Here is a 21,448-nt window from a genome sequence, read left to right as displayed (position 1 = left end):
AGGCGCATCACACGGTCCTTTCCATAGTTCGACGGTCGAGGGCGTCGCGGTCGACGCGGTGATACCTCTCGAGATCCGTCACCAGTTCACCGATCTCGGCGAGACGGCGTTCGTCATTCCAGCCCAGTTCCGCAGCAGCGACGGTGGCGATCGTCTCGATCAGGCCGGCATCCACTGCCCCCGTGATCGCGACCGCTGTGCGACGCAGGATCAGGTCACCGAGTCTGGTGGCGTACTCGTGATGCACCATGAAGGCGATCTCGGCAGCAGTGAGCTGGACGCCGGCGCCGATCGGCTGATCGTCGTCGCGTCCGGCGCAGTACTCCATGACCTCGGACGCCCGGGTGCCGTATGCGTCGACGAGATGCGCTGCACGGGCATCGGACACGCCCCACTTCGCGATCAGCGCGGCTTGGATGCGCGACGCATCGACGAAACCCCGCCCTCCGCCGATTCCCAGTTCCGCGGACGACGTGGTGCGTTCGCGTCCGAGCTCGGCGAGAACCTCATCGGTCATGTCCTCGGCGAAGGCGCGGAACGTCGTCCACTTGCCGCCGATCATGCAGAACTGGGGAACGTCGCCGTCGATCCGCTTCACATCGTGACCGCGCGTGATCCTCCCGGTGAAGTCGTGTTCGCTCTTGAGCAGCGGGCGGATGCCGCTGAAGGAGTAGACGATCTGGTCCGTGGACACCGGCACCCGGGGGAAGACGGCCTGCAGGGACTCGAGGATGTAGTCGCGCTCGTCGTCTTCGCACCGCACGCGCTCCGCTCGCTCGACCTTGATGTCGGTGGAGCCCGCGAGTACCCGGCCGAGATAGCCGAAGGCGATGCAGATCCGGCCGTCGGAGTTGTCGAAGTACACCATGTGCCCGTCGAGGGCATCGTGCAGTTCCGGATTGTCGAGAACGAGATGCGACCCCTTCGTGCCCTCGACCAGCTGACCCGGCAGGTCGCCGGCGGGGACGAGCGTGGCGAGGGATTCGTCGAGCCACGCGCCGGTGGCGTTCACGACCGTCTTCGTCGTCACCGGGTATCGCGTGCCCGTCTCGCTGTCGGTCACCACGAAGCCCGATCCGTCACTGGCGATCTCGGCGTAGTTGAGCGCGATGGAACCGGGCGCCATCTCCGACGTGTCCATGACCAGCTCCACACCCAGCCGCTCCGGGTAGCTGATCCACGCGTCGTAGAAGACGGCGGCGAACTTCATGCGCTCGGTGAGTTTCGGCCACTGCTGGAACGCGGCACGGGTGCCGAGGAAACGGTGTCGAGGCAGCGCCCGGCGCTCTCGCGTGACCCAGTCGTAGATGCTCAGTCCGATCCGCAAGGGCACGGCCCCGCGTCTGGCCGGCCGGGTGGAGAGCCGGAAGAAGCTCGCCGCGGCGTTGAACAGACCGGAGAACACCGAGGTGATCGGGACCACCGTCGGCAGAGGCCGCACCATATGCGGTGCATTGCGCAAGAGCGCATCGCGCTCCCGCAGGGATTCGCGCACGAGGCCGAACTCGCCGTTCTCGAGGTACCGGAGTCCGCCATGGATCATCCGGGACGGGGCGGCGCTGCAACCGGAGCAGAAGTCCACGCGCTCGACCAGCAGCACTCGAAGGCCCTGGAGGGACAGCTCCCGGAACACTCCGACGCCGTTGATCCCGCCGCCGACCACGATCGCATCGAACGAGCCGTCGGCACGGATCTGATCGAACCTGGCGCTCCTGGGGGTGGTCATGAGTCTTCCTCCTGCGTGCTCCGTCGGTGGGATGGCCGATCTGTCGACCGCGGCCGCGGGGTCATGCGTCGAGATCGGTCAGGCTCAGTGCCGCGGCGTCGTCGATCAGCTCGAGCTCGTCGCCGGACAGTCGGATGCGTCCCGCCGCGGCGTTCTCCCGAGCCTGCTGCGGGTTGCGTGCACCGCAGAGCGAGTAGGTGATGCCCGGTTGCTGCAGCGTCCACGCGATCACGATCTGCGCCTTGGTCGCGGCGTGCGCCTCGGCGACGGGTTCGATCACCTGCATCAATCGGGCGACCTTCTCCCGATTCGCGAGCGAGAAGCGAGGGTTGTCCTTGCGCTGGTCGTCGCCCGAGAAGGTCCGGTCGGGACCCATGCTCCCGGACAGGAGTCCGAGTGCGAGCGACGAGTAGCTCAGCGTCGAGACGCCGGCGCCCTGGGCGATCGGCAGGAGATCCTTCTCGATGCCGCGGGCGATCATCGAATACTCCTCCTGAATGGCATCCAGAGCGCCCGTCGCCAGGTAGGAACGCAGGTTCTCCTCTGAGACGTTGCTCGCGCCGATGGCGCGGATCTTGCCCTGCTCACGCAGCTGGACGAGCGCCGCGACCGTCTCATCGATCGGAGTCGTGGGGTCCTGCCAATGGGTGATGTACAGATCGATGTGGTCGGTTCCGAGGCGCCGCAGACTCTCCTCCACTTCGTGGACGATCGATTCGCGGCCGAGATAGCGGTGAACGGGTTCTCCGTCGTAGTCGAAGAAGTGGTTGCCCTTCCGGGTGTGCCACACGAGACCGCATTTGGTCGCGAGGACCACGTCGTCTCGACGCCCCCGGATCGCCGTGCCGAGGATCTCCTCGGCGCGCCCCTGCCCGTACGCCGGCGCTGTGTCGATGAGCGAGATCCCCTCGTCGATCGAGGCCTGGATGGCGGCGATGGACTCCGACTCATCGGTGCCGCCCCACATCCACCCGCCGATGGCCCAGGTGCCCAGACCCACTGCGGATGCCTCGATCGATGAGTTTCCGATCGTGCGCGTGAGCATCTCAGTCATTTCTCTCCTTCTGGGCCGGTGCGACCACCGACGCCGCGGTCTGCTCATCGACGATGAGCGATCGGATGAAGCCGCCGGCCAGGGCGGCGCGGATGGGGCGCACCTTCTCCGGGCCGACGGCGACGCCGATCGAGGTCGGGCACGCGGAGAGCTCGGACGGGCTGAGCGCCAGCAGACGCGAGTTCAGCGGCGAGTCCGCGAGCGATCCGTCGTCGTTGATCACGTGTGCGAGGAACTCTCCGCCGACGTCGCCGCTGCGCAGCAGCTCGCGATCCGACTCCGAGAGCGGTGCCAGATCGTAGTAGCTGGACCCCTCCGTCTCCACCGATCCGATGCCGACCAGCGCCACGTTCGCGCGCCGAGCGAGATCGAACGCCTGCTTGATCGAGCCGACTTCCATGAGGGTGTCTCGTTGTTCGCGGCTTTCCGCGAACAGCGGGGCGTGGAGCAGCACGGCCCTGCCGCCGAGGCGGTCGGCGAGCTGGGTCGCCAGGTGATTGACGTCGGTGTAGTACTTGCCCTGCACGCCACCGGTGAGCGGGACGACCGTCACATCGAAGACGCGGTCCGGCGCGAGGCCGTCGACGACGGCGCTGAGCGCCTTGCCGCCGGTGATCGCGATCACGTCGCCGTCGCGGATCGTCGCGAGCAGTTCGTTGGCGGCAGCGCGGCCGACGACCTGCAGATTCGTGTCGGGATTTCCCTCCACAGTGGGCGTCACGACCGCGTTGCCGAGCCCTGTCGTCCGGACCAGTTCGCCTTCAAGATCGACGAGCGGCTGGAACGGCCCCGCATCGATCGTGATCTTGACCATGCCGAGCTCGCGCCCTCGCCGGATGAGCCGATTCACTTTGGAAGTGGAGAGATTCAGACGCGTGGCGAGCTCTGACTGCGTCATTCCCTCGACGAAGTGAAGCGTGACGACGGTGTGGATCTGACGGATGGTCGCGATGTCTTCTCTGTTCTCGAACACCATGATCACGCCCCCCGTCGACGCGACAGGTAGTGGTCGACGAGGAGGGCGGCGAGCAGGATGCTGCCGCGCACGATGTCCTGCCAGTAGACCGAGACGTCGAGAAGGGTCAGCGAGCTCGAGACCACCGAGAGCAGGATCGCGCCGAGCGTTGCTCCGAAGATGGTCCCTGACCCGCCCTTGAGGCTCGCTCCGCCGATGACGGCCGCGGCGATGACGTTCAGCTCCATTCCGATTCCGAACGTCGGCTGCGCGGATCCGAACCGTGCCATGTAGATGATGCCGGCCACGCCGCAGAGCGCGGAGCACAGCACGGTCGTGAAGAAGATCGCGCGCTTCGTGCGGATGCCCGAGTACGCGGCGGCCTTCTCGTTGCTTCCGGTGTAGAACACCTTCCGGAACGCGGTCGTGCGTCGAAGCATGAAGTCGAAGGCGATGACCACGACCAGGAAGATGACGATCACGAGCGGGATCGGTCCGAGGGAGCCTTGGCCGATGAACTTGAACTCACTCGGCAGCGAATACAGTCCCAGCGGGCGGCCGCCGGTGAGGAGGAGGCAGACTCCGCGGGCGATGACCATCACGGCGAGCGTGACCACGAAGTGGTTCAGCCCGACCTTGGTCACCAGGACTCCCATCACGGCGCCGGTGGCGATGCTCGCCAGGATCGCGATGCCCGAGGCCAGCCAGGGATCGATGCCCTGCAGGTAGAGCCACCCGGCCAGCACCATCGACAAGGCCGTCACCGAACCGACCGACAGGTCGATGCCGCCGGAGATGAGCAGGATCGTCATGCCGACGACCACGATCCCCTCGACCGCGAAGACCATGGCCATCGCCTCGATGTTGGCGATCGTGAGGAAGTGCGGTGAGGCGAACGACATCGCGACGACCAGGACGAGCAGGATCAGGATCAGACCCGTCTCGCGCATCCGGAGGAAACGGGAGACGTAGTGCTTCAGATCGGGTCGCGCGTCGGGCGCCGCCGGCATGGGCGGCGCGGTCATCAAAGTCTGAGATTGGGTCATCATCACACCAGCTCCTGCTTCCGCTCGACCATCGAGGCCAAGCTCAAGATGTTCTCTTCTGTCATGTCATCGCCGGTGACTTCGCCGCTGGTCTCGCCTTCCCGGATGACTATCACCCGGTCCGAGACGCCGATCAGTTCCGGCATCTCCGAGGAGATGACCACGATGCCGATCCCTTTTCGCGCGAGATCGCGCAGAAGGGCATGGATCTCCGCCTTGGCCCCGACATCCACCCCGCGGGTGGGTTCGTCGAGGAAGATCACCTGCGGGTTGACGGCCAGCAGTTTGGCCAGAGCGACCTTCTGCTGATTGCCTCCGGAGAGCGTCGAGACGGCATCGTCGAGTTCGCCGAACTTGAGGCGCAGCCCGCGGCCGACCTTTGCGGCGAGGCGATGCTCGCGACGTCTGCCGATCAGGCCGAAGCGCGAGATCTCGCGCAGCGACATCGCCGAGGTGTTCTCCGCGATCGACATGTCGAGGAAGACGCCCTCGCCTTTTCGATCCTCGGACAGGTAGACGATGCCGTGGGCGATGCAGTCCTGATAGTGCTTCAGGCGAAGAGGCTCTCCCTTGAGGATCACCTCACCCTTCGCATCCCCCTCCAGCCGGCAGATGCCCTTGGCGATCTCACTGCGGCCGGCGCCGATGAGACCGCCGAGGCCGAGGATCTCTCCCCGGCGCACATCGAAGGAGATGTCCTGGTATCGGGGGGTGTCGGTCAGACTCCGCACCGACAGGATGACGTCATCTGAGCGCTCATCCTCCCGTTGCTTCTCGGGGTACTGATTGTCGAGTGCGCGTCCCACCATCGAGCGGACCAGCTCCGATGGGGTGGTCTCGGCGACATTGCTGGTCATGATGTGCTGACCGTCGCGGAACACGGAGACCCGGTCGCAGTTCTCGAAGATCTCCACCATCCGATGGGAGATGTAGATGATCGAGATGCCGCGGGCGGAGAGCTCCCGCATGATGCGGAACAGCGTCTGCGCCTCGATCTCGGTGAGGGCGGCCGTCGGCTCGTCGAGGATGAGCACTCGGCAGTCGAGGGTGAGCGCCTTCGCGATCTCCACGAGCTGCTGGTTCGAGATCGACAGATCTCGAACCAGCGCCCGCGGATCGATGTTGCCGAGCTGCCGGAGGATCTCACCCGCTCTGCGTTCGAGCGAGTCCGGGTCCATCAGCCACGAGCGACTCGCGTTGGTGGCTGCCATGAACATGTTCTCGGCGACCGTCACATCGGGGCACAGCTCGATCTCCTGATGCACGAACCCGATGCCGAGCTTCTGGGCCACGGCCGGCGAAGAGATCTCGACCGGCTGGCCATCGAGCAGGATCGTGCCGCTGTCGGGCCGCACGATCCCGTCGATGACGTTCATCAGGGTGGACTTGCCCGCGCCGTTCTCGCCGGCGATGGCGTGGATCTCCCCCTTGCGGAGGCTGAAGTCGATGGACCTCAGTGCATGGATCGAACCGAACGACTTGCTGACGTTCTTGATATCGAGGATCGTCGTGGGTTCCATGGTTGTCTCCATCCATCGAGCTCGAGGGCAAGGGGCGGGGGCAGGGCCGAGTTACTCGGTCGTGCGCCCTTCCATGTACTTCTCGAGGTCGAACGAGGCGGCGTTCTCCTTGGTGATGACGGAGAATCCGTTGTCGACGAACGGGACCTGGGCGGGGTTGTACGCGGACTCCTTGTAGTCGTTGAACGGATCGATCAGGTCGGGGTGCGCCGCCATGAAGAGCGTCATGAAGCCCATGAATCCCTGGATGCCCTGGTTCGGGTTCACCGACAGGTGGATCGTTCCATCCTTGATGAGGTCGAGCGTCGTGGGAGTGATGTCGGCGTGGAGGATCAGCACGTCGGCGTTCGCCTCGGTGATGGCGGCGGCGGCGCCTTCGGCGGAGCCGGCTTCGGGGATCCACATCGCATCGAGGTCGGGGTTGGCCTGCAGGATCGAGCCGGTGGCCTGGTATGCCTTGGTGCTGTCCTGGTTGGTCGCCTGGCGGCCGACGAGCTTCATGTTCGGGTATTTGTTCTCCATGTACTCGATGAATGCGGTGACGCGCAGGTCGTGGTTGCTCTGACCGGGGTTCTCGAGAACCGCGTACTCGCCTTCCTCGCCGACGACCTTGACGATCTCTTCGGCCGCGAAGGCAGCCTCAGCGCGGTTGTCGGAGGTGACGTAGGAGGTCCGGTTGGACTCGGGCGAGTCGGCGGCGAAGGTGACCACCTCGACCCCGTCTTCGATGGCGGAGTTGATCGGCTCGATGAACGGGTCCGCCTGCATCGGGTGCAGCAGCACGCCGGCGGGCTTCTCGACCAGATCCTGTTCGAACGAGGCGAGCTGCTTGCTGATGTCGTAGTCGGGAGTGCCGGAGAACACCGTCTCGCATCCCATCGCCTCAGCGGCCTGCTTGAACCCCTGGTAGACGGGAACCCAGTACTGGTGGGCGGAGACCATGACGTTCATCACGTAGGTCTCGCCTTCGGCGCACTGGAACCCTTCGGATTCCGAGGCGGTCGGCTTCTTGTCGGCTGGCGCCGTGCAACCGGTGATCGCGAGGACAGCGAATGCTGCGACGACGGCGGCGGTGGTGCGGGAGATCTTCATTGATTGCCCCTTACTTGGTGTGGATGATGCAGGACGACTGATTGATGGTGACAGAGTTCCTGCCTCGATGCAATAGATTTCGTTGGCTGAAATATCTTGCACCGGTGGCGTGTTGCGACGCGTGCGTTCTCACCCGCGAGAGCGAGGCGGTTCGCCCGGATGAGGGACGATCGCGCGAACGCGGCGCTCCAGGCTGGATGCATGACGAATCAACGAGGCGCAGCATCCGTTTCCGCTCCAGAGAGCACCCTCGGTGCGCGCACCCCCGCAGACCGGTTGACCATCGCCGCAGGCGTGTCGCTGCTCGTGATCTGCGCTCTGCACACGGCCCTCTTCGCGGTGCATCCATGGTGGGGGGAGTGGCTGGCCGGTCCGTTCCGGACCACGCAGCCGCCGGTCGACGCGAGCGTGCAGTTCTGGGGACTGCCCGGTGGCTTCGTCGTTCCGGGAGTGCTGCTGGCGCTCCTGATTCTCGGAGCCGGCCGGCGTGGGAAGACGATGCCCGCATACGTCGGCACGACTCTCGGGCTCTGGGCGCTCGCGTGCTTCTGGATGGTCGGCCCCAGCGGGTTCGTGATGGTCCTGGTGCCCGCTGTGCTGATGATCGTCGCACGAGCCCGATCGCGGCGTCGTGGCGCAGAGGCGGCCGGATGAGCGTGCGGGGCGGACGACTCGTGGTGCGTCAGTCGGCGGATGCGGACGGTCGGCGACGATAGCCGGTCGGACTGATTCCGTACAGCCGGGAAAACCGCCGGGAGAAGTACAGCGGGTCGGACAGGCCCACATCGCGCGCGATGTCGTTCACCGCGCGATCGGTCGTGGTGAGGAGCTGCGCCGCACGAGCGAGCCGCTCGCGTTCCACGTAGCGCTGGGGTGAGACTCCGAGGCCTTCGGTGAAGAGGTGGGAGAGGCGCGAGGGCGACAGCCTTGCCACACCGGTGAGTGCCGGCACGCTCAGGTCGGCTGCGAGGCTGCTGCCGATGTGCTCGATCACGCGGAGCAGGCGTTCGTCCATGCGACCGCGCAGAGGGTTCTGGGTATCGATCCACAGCAGCGCGGACTCGAGGCTGTTCATCGCGAAGAGCTCCGACTGCGGCATGGATCCTGCGGAGAACGCGGCAGACGATCGCAGCCCGCCGAGGATGCGCAGCCGCACCTCGCCCGGTGCGTGCACGAACCCGACGCCTCCACCTCGGATCGGCCAGTCCAGAAGCGGCGCCCACTCCGCGCGTGCGTGGAAATGGGCGTAGGCCAGGGTCCACGCGCTCGCCGCCGTGCCGTAGTCGTGCCGCGCATGCGGGCGCAGGAGGATGCTGTCGCCGGCCGCGGTGATGACGTCACCTGCGGGTCCGGCCACCCGACCCGCGCCGGCGATGGTGTGGATGAGGAGCCAGTCCGCCGTGCCGTTCTCGCGCCAGGTCGAGTAATCGCTGCCTGCGGCGAACTCGCCGGCGATGACGCGGATGACATGAGGGTGCGGTGTCTCCGCCGGAGGAACCGCGCTGACAATCACAGCAGAATCTTCCATGTCATCGACAGAAAATGCAATGGTGCAGGCGGGATTCGCGGACCAGAGTTACTGTCATGTCCATCTCAAGCAGTGTCACCTCAACCCTCGCCGTCGACTATGAGAACCGCGGCGTGGTCCAGCTTCGCGGCCTCCTGAGCGCGGCCGAGACCGCCGAGATCCGCGACGTGTTCATGGATCAGGTGCAGACCGACAACGACTTCGGCCACGACGACCGCATCAGCGATGGTGATCCCCTTGCCCGGTATCCGCGCTTCATCCATCCGCATCGACGCACCGAGCTGGCTGTCGGTCGTCTGGCACGTCAGTGGATGCTGGACCCTCGCATCGTCGATCGGGTGCAGGAGATGGTCGGGCCGGTGTACGCGGCCCAGTCGATGTTCTACTTCAAGCCGCCGGGAGCCCGCGGACAGGCGCTTCATCAGGACAACATCTTCCTGCAGGCGCACCCGGAGACCTGCATCGCAGCGTGGGTCGCGATCGACGACTGCGACGGTGTGAATGGCGGGCTGAAGGTGGTGCCCGGCTCGCATCGCTACGAGATCATCTGCCCGGGCGAAGCCGACCCGGAGGAATCCTTCACGAGCACCGAGATCACCCTGCCCGAAGGCTTCTCCGCCGAGCAGACCGAGCTCGCCTCGGGAGATGTGCTCTTCTTCCACGGGAGCATGGTCCACGGTTCAGGTCCGAACCGGTCGGACGATCGTTTCCGGCGATCGCTCATCTTTCACTACGTCCCGGTGGACAGCATCGAGATCTCGAAGTTCTACAACCCCCTGCTGCGTCTCGACGGCAGCGAGGTCACGATCGCCGAATCCGCTGATGGCGGAGCATGCGGTGACGGGTGGACGCCGACCGCTCCTCACTGAGTCCGCTGTGAGCTCATCGGTTCCGATACGGTAGCGGGATGCACCAGGCCCTCCGCACATTCGGGCGCATCCTCGCCCGGCACTGGCTAGCGCTCATGGCCTGGTACCTCGGTGGAGAGGCCCTGCACGAGGTGCTCGTGCAGGGCGCCGGGTTCGTCGGAGGTCACACCACGCTCGGCGGCCTGCTGCTGTTGCCGCTGGCCGTCGCCGCACGGCTCATCTCCTATGTCGCGATGTACCTGACGGTGCGCTCGTCTTTGCCGCACGTCGCGGCAGACGACGCGGAGAGTAAGTACCGCGGCTTCGCGCGGTCGACCCTCGTCGCGATCCTGCCGTTCTTCGCTTTCTACGCGGCCTGGGGAATGCTGGACGCCGACATGAAGGACTTCTTCGCGATCGCGATCAGTATCGCCTTCGAAGAGTCCGGTTACGGGATCGACGAGGCGATCGGCGATCGCGGCGGTCTGATCTCTGTCGGGCTGATTCCGGTGGTCGTTCTGGTGGTCGCGCTCGTCGCTCGTCTGTTCCTCGCGCGGTTCCGTGAGCGGCTGCCGTCGTGGACACTCGCGCTCGCCGCATACACGGAGGTGCTGTGGACCTTCATGCTCTTCACTCTCGTCGGCCAGTGGTGGGCGGGAGTGAAGGAGTGGTTCTCCGGACGTGCCGGGGCGGTATGGCTGGATGGAATCGGCGACTGGGTCGCGGCATCCCTCCCGCCGCTGGCATCGCTGTGGGAGGCGGCGCTGTGGCTCGTCGGCATCATCGCCGCTGCGGTGATCGTTCCGGCCGCCTGGCTCGCCGTCGCCGGCGTGATCTACGGCGCCGACTTCGACACCTTGCCGCCGCTGCTGCGGCGGGGGACCGAATCGCTGCGCGGCGCCGTCGGCAGTCTGTCCCGGACCCTGTTGCAGCGCCTCGAGGATCTGTGGGCCGCCATCGCCGCGATCTGGCGCGGTGGACCCCTGCTGTTCGGCCTGTTCGCCTGCGTCTATGCCGTCTGGGCTCTCGCTGAGCGGGTCGGGGCGCGAGGAGTGCTGCAGCTGATCGGAGGCCACGAGAACAACTTCTGGAGTGCGTACTTCCCCTTGATCATGGTGGGAGTCGCCGTCATCGCCGAGCCGCTGCGGGTCGCCATCGTTGCGACGGCCTTCGACTCGATCGTCGCCAGGCCCGGCGCCGGAATCGGGGTGCGATCGTCAGAGTTCGATACGGAATCGCGCGGTCTCGTCGATCCCGACGGGAACGTCGAGCCAGAAGGGGCCGGTCGCGTCCTCCGGCAGCAGGAAGACCGAGAGGATGCGATAGAAGGGTGATCCTTCCCTGCACGTCGCCTCAGCGTCACGCGCGTCCGCATCGGAAGAGGTGTCCAGGTCGGACTGCGCATCGAGCCACGTGCGACTCCCGCTCATCTCCGTGAGCGTGATGCTTCTGCACGGGGCAGCGTCATCGTCGCTGCGAGCGTCGAGCCATACGCTCAGCGTCTTCGAGCCCGCAGGCGCTTCGAACTCGCCCGGCCTCGTGGAGATGAGCGTCAGCTCGTGTCCGCCGATCTCCGTCGTTCCCTCGGCGAGGACGTACGCCGGCTGCTCCGGTCCTCCCGCCTGCAGCACATCGAACCAGATGTGCACTCCCACCGTGGTCGTGGCCGCCACCAGCAGGGCCGCCAGCGCGCGGCCATGCGTCCGCCGCCAGGTCATGGTGCCCCGATTCGCGGCGCGTCGAGTCCGATGCTCGATGCGGTCGGCGCTCCGTCGAGCGGAACAGTGATCGTGATGACGTCGTCGAGTTCGGGTGTCAGATATTCATGCGTCAGCCGCAGTTCGCCGACGCCTCCGCGCAGACCCTCCGGAAGCTCGAACGCCAGGGTGCCCACCGTGTCGGTACCGACATGCAAGCGGGTATTCAGCAGCGACTTCGGCGCCCGCTCGCTCGCATGGAACACGAGGCCGTCGATGTGCAGGGTCGCCAGCGGGATCTCTGCATCCACCTCTGTGCGAGCAGCCGATACCGCGAGTTCCACCACCAGCCAGTTGCCCTCGGCCTCCCATTCCCCATCTGCCGACACGACGCGGTCCGCGAATGAGGCGCCGGAGACGGTCGCGATCAGCATGCGCGAGGTCACCGTGTCCGCGGAGTCCCCCCTGATGAGGAATGGGTCGACGAGGGAATCCTGAGAGGGGGTGACGCCGCTCACGAGACCTGCGGCGACGACGAGCGCAGCGCCGATCAGCCAGGGGCGTGCTCGCCTCACGACCGCACCTCTACGGCGATGCGGGTCGCCAGCTCGGTGCGACGCCAGGTCACTGCGGACGCCGACAGGATGGCCTGCCCTGTCCGCTCTCTGGCATCGAAGACGTCGAGGTGCGCGATGCCGTCGGGGAAGGAGCCTTCGGGGACCGGCCAGACGAGCCGGACTTCGGCGGGGACCCCGGGCTGCAGGATGACCCCGCGGAGCGTGCCGTCGGTGCGCCAGGCGCGGGGGTCTTCTGTTGCCGTGACGCCGGAAAGGGCCAGCAGCGGCTCTTGGGCGCGGATCAGCTGTGATTTGACGCGATCGGCCCCCTGGTCGACGCCGACCGCCTGTGAGCTCAGGTTCTCGAGCCGAACCGTGACGATGAGCAGGTCGTCGCCTGGTTCTGCCTCGAAGAGCTGCTCGTCGACGGAGTCGGCGAGCTCGGCGCTCAGCACGGTCACGGCGTACAGCGATGTGCGCGCTTCTTCGCCCGCAGGCGTGAGGGTCGGGGAGCTCTCGGCCTGCCGCAGGCCACCGAACGCGATGAACCCGAGGATGACTGCGAGCGCGACGATCGCGGCGATCCATACCGGCGCGGAAGAAGAGGCGAACAGCGAGCGCCTGGTCCGACCCCAGAAGGTGCCGACCTTCGCGGCGACACCCCCCGAGTTCGTCATGGGGTCAGCCTACCCACCGTCCCGAGCGAGGTAGGCGTCGTAGCCCAGGCGGCCGCGAGTGACGATGATCAGCACGAGGGCGGTGCCGGTGAATCCGATCAGCACGGGCAGAAGCCCGTAGTCGTCGAAGATCGGTGCGGGAAAGAGCGGGTATCCGACCTTGTTCGCGAACGTGTTGAACGATGCATGCATCAGCATCATGAGAAGCACGCTGCCCCTCGCATGGTTGAAGACCCAGGTCATCATGATCGTCAGCGCCGTGATCATGACGACGAACATGACCATGTTCGGGATCGTCGGAGGGGTCCACACGCCGCTCCAGAAGAGCGGGAAGTGCCACAGCGCCCACAGCACTCCGAGGATCACGCTGCCCCACAGCGGGCCGTTGCGCTCCTGCAATCTCGGCAAGGCGAAGCCTCGCCAACCCGGCTCCTCTCCCAGCGGACCGCCGAAGAGGAATGTCATCAGGAAAGCCAGCGGATAGGCGGCGAGCAGAGTGCCGAGGATGGGCTGAAACGACTCCAGGGCGCCCGGCACCACGATCGTGCCCAGGATGATGATGATCGGCACCCCGACCAGCAGGAACAGATACCACAGGAGCCCCACACGCCACCGGACGCATCGGCGCAGCAGGTGGACGACGCCGCTCCTGCCCTCCGTCACGCCGGTCATGATGAACGCGGCGACCATGGGCCCGAAGGTCGCCGCGATGATGGCGATCGCCACTGCCGGTTTCGGAATCACCGGGATGATTCCGTGCGTCGAGAGGGCGACGGGTATCTCGATGAGCCATGAGAAGAGGTACGCGATCGTGAAGAACGAGATGAGCGGGTATCGGGCGAGGATGCCGCCTCGAGCGATACCGGACGATGAAACGGGGTTGTCGACGACGCTCATGCTGCGGTCCTCCCAGTCCGGGATAGGCCCGTGGTGACGCGGGCCCGGTGTGTCATGCCTCAGTGTTCCACTCGGGGGCCCGTGCCGCCAGAGGCATATATCGCGCTGCCGCTGACCGCTCGTTCAACTGCACGACCGTTCAACGAGGACAGAGCTCGAACACGTAGCCCTCGTCGCCCGGAGTGACGAGGTTGCGATCACGCAGCACCATCGAGGCCGGCGACCGGTCATCGGCGCACATCTCCGCGAACGATCGGGGCAGGTCGTCGGCGTACTCGATGTCGATGACGTGCTCGCCGTAGACGGCTTCGTAGGCGCCGCACTCCTCATAGACCGCGCACTCCTCGGTCACCGCGAAGTCGAATCCGGCGTGCTCGTGGAGTGCCGGGGCATCTTCGGCCGCGTTCTTCTGCCCGGCGGCCAGGCCGGCGGCATGGGCGGCATCGACGAGCATCGTGGCGAGAGCCAGATTGTTCTCCAGCGTCAGTGCGCCGTGAGAACGCGTGTACGAGTCGAGGTTGTCGAACTCCACGGCATCGAAACCGGATTCGGCGCAGCCCTCGACCCATTCGACCACCACGTCACTGATCCGTTGCCGACGCTCTGCGGTCGACGTGTCGAGCAGGGCCTCGTCCGGCCAGTCCGGGTCGAACACCGTCTCGCCGTCGCGCTGGAGCAGAAGGCCGGACGGCCACGACTCGATCTCGCCCGGCTGCGTCTGGAACCCGTTGATGTAACAGATCGAGTACATCCCGGATGCCGGAGAGGCGCCGCGATCGCGACCGACGACACCGACACCGGCCTCGGGATCGTAGGCGTCGCCGAGCTGGTAGTCGGGGAGGGCGCCGGGCGGCGGCAGCGTCACCGTGGCCGGCGGTGTCGAGCACCCGGTGAGGGCCCACGCGAGCGCGAGCGCCCCCGTCGCAGCGACCGCAGCCACCGCGCGCAGGGGTCGACCGACGCGAATCAGCTTCCTGCTCCGTACAATTCCGCGATCTCCTTCGAGCCCATGCCGCGCGAGTGGGGCGGATGCCGCGGCCACCCGTCCGGCTTATCCTGCCACTCCTCCCGGCGTCCGCACGGGAGTTCGCCGGAAGTCGTCAACGGGGACGCGGAACGCCGGCCATAGAATGGCCGGCGTGGTGCGCGCGGATGCCGGTGAGATCGATGCGGTCGGCGAGCTGCGAGCGATGGTCCTCTCCGGCGAGTTCTCGGCAGGAGCGCGCCTGCCCACCGAAGTCGAGCTCGCCACGCGGCAGGGGGCATCGCGCGGCGCCGTTCGCGGTGCGCTCGCCGCGCTCGCTCGACAGGGCTTGATCGAATCGCGCCGCGGCTCGGGCTGGTTCGTGACCTCAGCGCAGCCGCACGGCTTCGACCGCATGATCTCGTTCGCGCAGTGGGCGCGGGGGTGGGGCAGGACACCCGGCGGCCGCGTCTTTTCGCGAGAGCTGCGGCGGGCCACGCCACGCGAGGCTCGATTGCTGGGGATCGGCACGGCCGCACAGGTGCTGTATGTCGTCAGGGTGCGCACTCTGGAGGGGCGCGAGGTCATGATCGAACGTTCGACCTGGGCCCCCTGGGTGATCGGACACATCGAGCGCATGCCCGACGACGCCGTCTCCACCACGCGGCTGCTCGCCGATGCCGGCATCGTCATCACCCACGGCGATCACCGCATCGAAGCCGTCGCCGCCTCGAGTGAAGACGCGCGGCTGCTCCATGTGCGTCGCTCGAGCCCGATGCTGCAGGTGCGCCGCGAGACCTACGCCGCGGACGGACGACCGGTCGAATGCGGTGAAGACCGATATCTGCCGCACACGATCTCGTTCAAGGGACAGGCTGCAGGCGCGGCGGAGTGGCCGGACACGCGCTGATCGCGTCCCGGGCATCCGGAAAAGCCCACTGTGCGCAGTGGGCTGTCGGATTCGCTCGATCCCTCGTCTCTGTCGCCCAGACGTCTCGTCGCGTTCACCCGATGGACACGTTCGGCCGGTGTTCTGGCAGGGTTCCGACCCAGGTCACCCGAAGGACGTATCGTGTCGCAGCCCCCTGCCCCCACCTCTCCCGCCGCCGCCCGCCGTTCCTGGCGTCGCGCGGCACTGATCGTCGCCACGACGACGGCGCTCGCCGTCAGTGTCGTCACTCCCGCCTACGCCTCGTCGACGCCGCTCGCTCCGGCTGCCGCGTCGCCCTCCGCGGTGCCGACGAGCACGCCGGCACCGACACCGAACGCCGAAGCGCCACTCGGCGCCCGGACCGGAGACGCGACGCCAGTGCCGGCGAGCGCCTCGCTCGGCGACGTGATCGCGTTCTCCGCGCCCACCGGACTCGAGGGTGAACTCGTCGTCACGGTGACCAGCCCCGACGGAGTGGTCGCCGCGGTGAGCCCGGGCGACGACGGCCTCTACCGGTTCACGCCGGCCCTCGCGGGCGACTACGAGGTCGCCTTCTCGGCGACGGATGCCGCCGGCGAGATCACTCAGGAGACGCAGGTCGTCGCGGTCATCGGGGGCGCGGTCGAACAGCAGGCGCCCGAGGCATCCGCACCCGCATCCGAATCGACCGAGGTGGCTCCCGCTGCGGGCGAACCCGACATCCGCTTCGCAGCGATCGGCGACATCCACAACAACTGGAGCGAACTCGCCGAGGCGTACGACTTCTGGAAGGCCGAGAACGTCGACACCGCGCTGTTCGTGGGTGACCTGACGAACAACGCCACCGCGAGCGAGTACGCCGGATTGAAGTCCACCCTCGATTCCAAGGCCGGCCTCGGCATCAAGCTCGTCGCCTCGCTGGGAAACCACGATGTCGCCGCCATCTCCTCGTACGACCTGTTCACGCAGGCCACCGGAGGGCAGAAGCCGAACGCGGACTACACGATCAACGGCTACCACTTCATCACCGTGTCGCCGGGCGCCGGGACCCTCGACCCGACGACGGGCAAGCCCTCGTCGGCGAGCTCCGGAAACTACGCCTACGCCGCATCCTGGCTGCAGCAGCGACTCGCGGCCGCCACGGCCGAAGACCCCACGAAGCCCGTCATCGTGCTGGTGCACCACCCGCTGCAGTGCACGCACTACGTCTCGAACGAGTGGTACGGCACGGGGCTGTCGAGCGGATGCGGCGACACGCTGCAGTCGGTGTTCGACGATTTCCCCCAGGCAGTCGTCTGGGGCGGCCACATCCACACGCCGCAGAACATCCCGACCTCGGTCTGGCAGGGGCAGGAGGATCGCAGCGGCGACAAGGCGGGCAAGGGCTTCACGACGGTGAATGCCCCGCCGCTGGCCTACTACGAGTTCGAGTCCGGTGTCGTGAACACCAGCCCGACCAGCCGCTCCAATGACACGACGCCGGATGACGCCGGCAACAACCGTCAGACGGCCATCGTCGAGATCACCGGTTCGAAGGTCACGATCAAGAACTATGATCTGCTCGCCGACGAGTGGATCGATCAGACCTGGTCGTGGGATGTCGCTGCGTCCGCCGACACCAGCAAGAGCTACGACGAGCGCTTCCCGCTCAACAACACCCACCGTGCGAGCCTGAGCCAGGCGCCCGTGTGGCCAGCAGGCTCCGCGGTGGCCGTCGACGGGATCGCGGAGGACAAGGCCATGGTCGCCTTCCCGCAGGCGGTACCGGCACCCAACACCGTGCAGGACATCGTGCACAAGTACCGCTACACCACGGTCGACGTGGCCTCGGGTCAGACCGTCAACACCTTCCTGCAGTGGTCGGGCTTCTACAACCTGCCGATGCCGGCGAACCGCAATCACGAGGTGTGGAACCTGCGCCCGTCGCGCGACTACGAGGTCAGAGTCACCCCGATCAACGCCTGGGGCAAGGAGGGCGCGCCCCTCACAGCGCGGTTCACGACCAGCGGTTCGACAGGACCGGTGGACCCGCCCTTCGACCCGGCATCCCTCACCTTTGACGATCTGCGCGAGCAGATGCCGAAGGCCGACCTGCTCGACGTCTCCTTCGCCGACGGCAAGGCGGCGGATGCCTCGCCCAAGGCGTGGACGTTGACGGCAGGCAGCGCGGCGAAGGTCGCCGACGATGTCGACCTGGGAGCTCAGGTCGCGGTCGGCGCGCAGGGCACGGCATCCGCCATCCGTACAGCGGCGTGGAGCGATGCGGACTACGCACGACTCCAGGACGGTTTCACACTCGACGTCACCTTCAAGGTCGACTCGATCGACAAGCCGGTCGGCGGCTACGTCGACATCTTCGGCGGCATGCAGGGCGGCGGTATCGGTCTCGAAGCGGTGCGCACGTCCTCCGCGGAGAACTTCGACCTGGAGTTCTGGTACTCGAACCCCCGCCCGACCGTGCAACTGGAGTACGGCACCTGGTACCACGTCACCGGGTGGTACGACGGCACGGACGCGCGTCTGTACGTCGATGGTCTCGAGGTGTCTTCGGCGGACAGCGTCACGTTCCCGGTCAAGCCGACCAGCGCCGAAGCCCGCTATATGACGATCGGCGGAGACGCGAACACGAGCGGTTCGCTCGATGACGCCACCTTCAACGGCCGCATCGCGAGTGCGGAGATCTACAGCACCGCGCTCTCGGTCAAGAACGTGTACCGGGTGGCCAACCGCGAGCTGAAGCTGCTCGACGAGACCCCGCCCCAGGTGCAGGTCGTCCCCGCACCCGGTGCGAATGCGGTGGTGGGCCACGCCTACATCGCCCCGGCTCCGCAGGCGGTGGACAACTCGGGCGTCGTCAAGGTCGCCGTCGAGGTGACCGATCCGTCGGGCGGCGTCATCGACGTCACCCGCACGAGCGGCGGCCGTTTCGCCTTCACCCCGACCGCGCCGGGCGCGCACACGGTCACCTATGTGATCACCGACGCGGCCGCGCGCCAGACGCAGAAGACGTTCACGGTGACCGCCGTGAACGGGTCGGCGGAATTGGCCGAGCTGCTCGAGCCGCTTCCGGTCGCGGACCTGCTCGATCTCGACTACGTCGGCGGCAAGCCCGTCGATCGGTCGCCTGGTGCGCATGCCGTCACCGCGGGCACAGCGGCGGTGGCGGTGGATGCCGCACTCGGCAGCGAGGCGGCGACGTTCACGGCCAGCTCCGCCGAGGGCGCGCGCATCCCCTGGTCCGACTCCGACTATGCGAAGACGGAGGATGGCTTCGCCATCGAGTCGGTCTTCCAGGTGCCGGCGATCACCGCCGAGCGCGACATGATCTCGAACACCCAGAGCTCGGGTCAGGGGCTGGAGATGCTGCCAGGCACCCAGCCCGGCAAGGTGACGCCCGAGCTGTGGGTACGCGTCGGCGGCAAGTACGTCGTCGCACGGGCCGAGAACGCGGTCACGGCGGGGAAGTGGACGCACATCGTGGCGACGTACGACGCCCAGAGCGGCGACCTGCGCGTCTACGTCGACGGGCGCGAGGCCGGTTCGGCCGTCGCAGCCGGAGGCGGCAAGGTGCAGAACCCGTCGGGAGCCGCACGCTCCTTCGTGATCGGCGGCGACATCTCCTCGTCTGGGGCCGTCGAGTACCCGTTCGAGGGTGTCATCGCGACGGCGAACATCTACGGCGATGTGCCATCGGTGAGCGACATCACGCGGCTCGCTGCGGCCGCATTGAAGACCAACGACGTGACGCCGCCGCTGCTGGAGGTCGTCCCCGAACCCGCTTCGACCGCGATCCCTGGTGCCGAGTACACCGTGCCGGCCGGCGTCGCCGGAGACGACTCGGGTTCGGCCACCGTCGCGATCACGGTGTCCGGACCGATCGGAACGGACGTGCCGCTCGAACCGGGCGTCATCGTGCCGCCGACTGCGGGCGAGTACACGCTGACGTACACGGCTGCCGATGCCGCCGGCAACACCACCACTGCCGACTACGTCGTCACCGTGGAGCTGCCGGCGCCGGTCGCCACCGTGGCGCCGAGCATCACCGGAACGGCCGAGGTCGGCGGCATCCTCTTCGTGAACCCTGGCGAGTGGGATGCGGACGGGCTGACCTTCACGTACCAGTGGAGTGCGGACGGCGAGGAGCTCTCCGGGGAGACCGGTTCCCAGCTGAAGGTCGGGCCGGCGCTCAACGGCGCCGAGGTCGCGGTGACCGTGACGGCGAACGGCGCGGATCTCGCGCCCGGCGTGGCCGAGTCGGCGCCCGTGCAGGTCAGGGCGCTCCCGGTCTGGAAGTCAGGACAGGTCTACGGGGCCGGCGACACGGTGCTGCACTCGGGTCGCGTGTTCGTGGCGCAGTGGTGGACGAAGGGCAACGTGCCGGGTGGCGCCGACCGCAACGGGGCCTGGGCCGAACGCGGCGTCGAGGTGGGTACCTCGCGCGGCGTCGTGCGCGCCTGGACCTCGTCCTGGATCTACACGGGCGGCGAGACCGTGGCGCACAAGGGGCACCTCTATCGCGCATCGTGGTGGACCCGCGGCCAGGAGCCCGGTGCCGCGAAGCCCAAGCACTCGGCATGGGTGGACCTCGGTGCGTACTGAATCACGACGCGCCAGGAGCGCGCGCGCACTGCGCGTGCTCCTGTGCGCCCTCGCCGCCGCCTGCTTCCTCCTCCCTGCCGCTCCCGCCGCTGCACACAGTTATGCCGCGACGGTGTTCGCCGAGGTGACCGAACCCGAGCGGGGCCTCGTGCGCACGGTTCTCGAGATCGAGTACGTGCTGCTCGCGACCGACGGTGCCAGAGAGATGGGCGACAGCGCGTTCGAGGCGGAGGCCTATGCCGACGTGCAGGCATCAGGGCGTGACGCGTCGAAGCTCACGACCGCTGTGCTGGAAGAGCACTCCGACACGGTGCTCGGCTACATCCTGCCGCGCTATTCCGTCACGGTGGAGGCAGCGGGCGCGGATGCCGGCACCGCGTCGGATCCCTGCCGGAACGCGCTCGCCGAGCCGTACGCGATCACACTGCGTGATGGTGTTCCGTACGCGCGGATCGTCGTGGATTCCGACTGCCGCTCGGAGGTCGGCGCGGCGCCGGCGGTGTATCGGATCGGCACGGAGCTGTTCCCGGGTACTGCGCCGGGGGGCAAGACGACGACGATCGTCAGCTACGACCTCCGCTCTGGCTCCGGTGTCACGAACCTCGACACCGATACGGATCCGACGATGACCACGACGCAGGACTGGGGATCCCAGATGGGGGATTTCCTGATCCTGGGTGCCGAGCATCTGCTGCTCGGCCCGGATCACCTCCTGTTCCTGCTCGCGCTCATCGCCGGATCGCGTCGCCTGCGCGACATCGTCGTGGTCGCCACGGCGTTCACCGTCGCCCACTCGCTGACGTTCGTGCTGGCCGCGCTGGGCGTCGTGAGCATCCCCGCAGCCATCGTGGAGCCGATCATCGCGCTCTCGATCGCCGTCGTGGCGCTCTGGAGTGTCTGGGTGCACCGACGCGGTCGGATCGACGCAGGAGTGCCGGTCGACTCCTCGCGCGCGGATTCCGCCGGGCGGCAGGCCGCCGCATCCGCTGCCGGCGCGCCCCGGACCGCGGGCGGTCTGGCTGTACGCGAACGTGTCGCCACCGCAGCACCACACGGTCGGCACGATGCGCGCCGCGGATTCAGCCGGTCGGACCTGGTGCGGGTCGCGGTCGTCTTCGCGTTCGGACTGATCCACGGGGTCGGCTTCGCGGGCGCGCTCGGCATCGACGAACCGTTCTCGTGGGGCCTGCTCGGCGCGCTCCTCGTGTTCAACGTGGGCATCGAGCTGGCGCAGCTGCTCATCATCGCGGTCGCCTTCCCGCTCCTGCTCTGGGTGCGACGCCGACTCCCGCGGGTGCCGCTGTGGATCGAGATCGCCGTGGCCGCCGTCGGACTCTTCTGGTTCGTCGAACGGCTCCTCAGCCTGGGATGACGGGCG

At 67.2% G+C, this 21,448-nt stretch carries 18 protein-coding genes; 6 read left to right on the top strand and 12 right to left on the bottom strand.

What is annotated here, in order from left to right; genetic code table 11:
• Positions 1-7: 7 nt before the first annotated feature.
• The 6 genes from MRBLWH12_RS10535 to MRBLWH12_RS10510 all read right to left on the bottom strand — a co-directional run bounded on the left by MRBLWH12_RS10535 (position 8) and on the right by MRBLWH12_RS10510 (position 7,393).
• Positions 8-1,726, bottom strand: coding sequence for a glycerol-3-phosphate dehydrogenase/oxidase (locus MRBLWH12_RS10535; protein ID WP_363548742.1), 1,719 nt, complete (start codon positions 1,724-1,726; stop codon positions 8-10).
• A 61-nt stretch (positions 1,727-1,787) separates the two neighbouring features.
• On the bottom strand, positions 1,788-2,780 hold the full coding sequence (locus MRBLWH12_RS10530) for an aldo/keto reductase (RefSeq protein ID WP_363548740.1): 993 nt from the start codon (positions 2,778-2,780) through the stop codon (positions 1,788-1,790).
• Positions 2,773-3,756 carry a sugar-binding transcriptional regulator gene (locus MRBLWH12_RS10525; RefSeq protein ID WP_363548738.1) on the bottom strand — a complete coding sequence of 328 codons (984 nt, stop codon included), beginning with the start codon at positions 3,754-3,756 and terminating at the stop codon, positions 2,773-2,775. Before MRBLWH12_RS10525 ends, MRBLWH12_RS10530 begins: the two co-directional genes overlap by 8 nt.
• Before the next feature lie 2 nt (positions 3,757-3,758).
• Complete coding sequence (locus tag MRBLWH12_RS10520) at positions 3,759-4,760, bottom strand: ABC transporter permease (RefSeq protein WP_341978022.1); 1,002 nt, start codon at positions 4,758-4,760, stop codon at positions 3,759-3,761.
• Between the two features lie 23 nt (positions 4,761-4,783).
• Positions 4,784-6,301 carry a sugar ABC transporter ATP-binding protein gene (locus tag MRBLWH12_RS10515; RefSeq protein ID WP_363548736.1) on the bottom strand — a complete coding sequence of 506 codons (1,518 nt, stop codon included), beginning with the start codon at positions 6,299-6,301 and terminating at the stop codon, positions 4,784-4,786.
• A 51-nt stretch (positions 6,302-6,352) separates the two neighbouring features.
• Complete coding sequence (locus tag MRBLWH12_RS10510; protein WP_341978026.1) at positions 6,353-7,393, bottom strand: substrate-binding domain-containing protein; 1,041 nt, start codon at positions 7,391-7,393, stop codon at positions 6,353-6,355.
• A gap of 201 nt (positions 7,394-7,594) precedes the next feature.
• Here MRBLWH12_RS10510 and MRBLWH12_RS10505 point away from each other — a divergent pair, with 201 nt between their 5' ends.
• Positions 7,595-8,047: a DUF6463 family protein gene (locus MRBLWH12_RS10505; RefSeq protein WP_363548734.1), complete on the top strand. Its 453-nt coding sequence runs from the start codon at positions 7,595-7,597 to the stop codon at positions 8,045-8,047.
• 28 nt (positions 8,048-8,075) lie between these two features.
• On the opposite strand, the gene MRBLWH12_RS10500 is transcribed toward MRBLWH12_RS10505, so the two are convergent.
• Positions 8,076-8,906 carry a helix-turn-helix domain-containing protein gene (locus MRBLWH12_RS10500; RefSeq protein ID WP_363548732.1) on the bottom strand — a complete coding sequence of 277 codons (831 nt, stop codon included), beginning with the start codon at positions 8,904-8,906 and terminating at the stop codon, positions 8,076-8,078.
• Between the two features lie 71 nt (positions 8,907-8,977).
• Here MRBLWH12_RS10500 and MRBLWH12_RS10495 point away from each other — a divergent pair, with 71 nt between their 5' ends.
• Together MRBLWH12_RS10495 and MRBLWH12_RS10490 are read left to right on the top strand one after the other, a co-directional pair.
• Positions 8,978-9,790: a phytanoyl-CoA dioxygenase family protein gene (locus tag MRBLWH12_RS10495; RefSeq protein WP_341978032.1), complete on the top strand. Its 813-nt coding sequence runs from the start codon at positions 8,978-8,980 to the stop codon at positions 9,788-9,790.
• A gap of 38 nt (positions 9,791-9,828) precedes the next feature.
• Positions 9,829-11,103 (top strand): hypothetical protein, encoded by a 1,275-nt coding sequence (locus tag MRBLWH12_RS10490; RefSeq protein ID WP_341978034.1) that lies wholly within the window; start codon positions 9,829-9,831, stop codon positions 11,101-11,103.
• Here the strand turns inward: MRBLWH12_RS10490 and MRBLWH12_RS10485 are convergent.
• From MRBLWH12_RS10485 to MRBLWH12_RS10465, 5 genes are all read right to left on the bottom strand, one after another.
• A complete protein-coding gene (locus MRBLWH12_RS10485) occupies positions 10,987-11,487 on the bottom strand; it encodes a hypothetical protein (RefSeq protein WP_363548729.1) in 501 nt (166 codons plus the stop codon). The two genes, MRBLWH12_RS10490 and MRBLWH12_RS10485, sit on opposite strands and share 117 nt — an antisense overlap.
• On the bottom strand, positions 11,484-12,041 hold the full coding sequence (locus MRBLWH12_RS10480) for a hypothetical protein (RefSeq protein WP_363548727.1): 558 nt from the start codon (positions 12,039-12,041) through the stop codon (positions 11,484-11,486). Before MRBLWH12_RS10480 ends, MRBLWH12_RS10485 begins: the two co-directional genes overlap by 4 nt.
• Positions 12,038-12,700 (bottom strand): hypothetical protein, encoded by a 663-nt coding sequence (locus MRBLWH12_RS10475; protein WP_363548725.1) that lies wholly within the window; start codon positions 12,698-12,700, stop codon positions 12,038-12,040. The genes MRBLWH12_RS10480 and MRBLWH12_RS10475 overlap by 4 nt, the downstream gene beginning before the upstream one ends.
• Before the next feature lie 9 nt (positions 12,701-12,709).
• On the bottom strand, positions 12,710-13,597 hold the full coding sequence (locus MRBLWH12_RS10470) for a CPBP family intramembrane glutamic endopeptidase (protein ID WP_363548723.1): 888 nt from the start codon (positions 13,595-13,597) through the stop codon (positions 12,710-12,712).
• Between the two features lie 139 nt (positions 13,598-13,736).
• Entirely contained in the window at positions 13,737-14,537 is an 801-nt protein-coding gene (locus MRBLWH12_RS10465; RefSeq protein ID WP_363548721.1) for an endo alpha-1,4 polygalactosaminidase, read from the bottom strand.
• Positions 14,538-14,736: 199 nt separating this feature from the next.
• Here MRBLWH12_RS10465 and MRBLWH12_RS10460 point away from each other — a divergent pair, with 199 nt between their 5' ends.
• The 3 genes from MRBLWH12_RS10460 (at position 14,737) to MRBLWH12_RS10450 (ending at position 21,442) form a co-directional block, all read left to right on the top strand.
• Positions 14,737-15,471, top strand: a complete 735-nt coding sequence (locus MRBLWH12_RS10460) for a GntR family transcriptional regulator (protein WP_363548719.1) — start codon at positions 14,737-14,739, stop codon at positions 15,469-15,471.
• A gap of 162 nt (positions 15,472-15,633) precedes the next feature.
• Positions 15,634-20,070 carry a LamG-like jellyroll fold domain-containing protein gene (locus MRBLWH12_RS10455; RefSeq protein WP_363548717.1) on the top strand — a complete coding sequence of 1,479 codons (4,437 nt, stop codon included), beginning with the start codon at positions 15,634-15,636 and terminating at the stop codon, positions 20,068-20,070.
• A complete protein-coding gene (locus MRBLWH12_RS10450) occupies positions 20,060-21,442 on the top strand; it encodes a HupE/UreJ family protein (protein ID WP_363548715.1) in 1,383 nt (460 codons plus the stop codon). Before MRBLWH12_RS10455 ends, MRBLWH12_RS10450 begins: the two co-directional genes overlap by 11 nt.
• The last annotated feature ends 6 nt before the right edge of the window (positions 21,443-21,448 follow it).

It is taken from the genome of Microbacterium sp. LWH12-1.2, from assembly GCF_040675825.1.
Lineage (GTDB): Bacteria > Actinomycetota > Actinomycetes > Actinomycetales > Microbacteriaceae > Microbacterium.
The sequence above is the reverse complement of the archived record's forward strand: the minus strand, read 5'-3'. Positions and strand labels throughout refer to the sequence as shown.

What these genes read in the sequence shown, in the direction of transcription:
- MRBLWH12_RS10515 (WP_363548736.1), bottom strand. Translation starts at nt 6,301, where the DNA reads ATGGAACCCACGACGATCCTCGATATCAAGAACGTCAGCAAGTCGTTC.
- MRBLWH12_RS10490 (WP_341978034.1), top strand. Translation starts at nt 9,829, where the DNA reads ATGCACCAGGCCCTCCGCACATTCGGGCGCATCCTCGCCCGGCACTGG.
- MRBLWH12_RS10530 (WP_363548740.1), bottom strand. Translation starts at nt 2,780, where the DNA reads ATGACTGAGATGCTCACGCGCACGATCGGAAACTCATCGATCGAGGCA.
- MRBLWH12_RS10510 (WP_341978026.1), bottom strand. Translation starts at nt 7,393, where the DNA reads ATGAAGATCTCCCGCACCACCGCCGCCGTCGTCGCAGCATTCGCTGTC.
- MRBLWH12_RS10495 (WP_341978032.1), top strand. Translation starts at nt 8,978, where the DNA reads ATGTCCATCTCAAGCAGTGTCACCTCAACCCTCGCCGTCGACTATGAG.
- MRBLWH12_RS10535 (WP_363548742.1), bottom strand. Translation starts at nt 1,726, where the DNA reads ATGACCACCCCCAGGAGCGCCAGGTTCGATCAGATCCGTGCCGACGGC.
- MRBLWH12_RS10485 (WP_363548729.1), bottom strand. Translation starts at nt 11,487, where the DNA reads ATGACCTGGCGGCGGACGCATGGCCGCGCGCTGGCGGCCCTGCTGGTG.
- MRBLWH12_RS10475 (WP_363548725.1), bottom strand. Translation starts at nt 12,700, where the DNA reads ATGACGAACTCGGGGGGTGTCGCCGCGAAGGTCGGCACCTTCTGGGGT.
- MRBLWH12_RS10505 (WP_363548734.1), top strand. Translation starts at nt 7,595, where the DNA reads ATGACGAATCAACGAGGCGCAGCATCCGTTTCCGCTCCAGAGAGCACC.
- MRBLWH12_RS10470 (WP_363548723.1), bottom strand. Translation starts at nt 13,597, where the DNA reads ATGAGCGTCGTCGACAACCCCGTTTCATCGTCCGGTATCGCTCGAGGC.
- MRBLWH12_RS10520 (WP_341978022.1), bottom strand. Translation starts at nt 4,760, where the DNA reads ATGACCGCGCCGCCCATGCCGGCGGCGCCCGACGCGCGACCCGATCTG.
- MRBLWH12_RS10525 (WP_363548738.1), bottom strand. Translation starts at nt 3,756, where the DNA reads ATGGTGTTCGAGAACAGAGAAGACATCGCGACCATCCGTCAGATCCAC.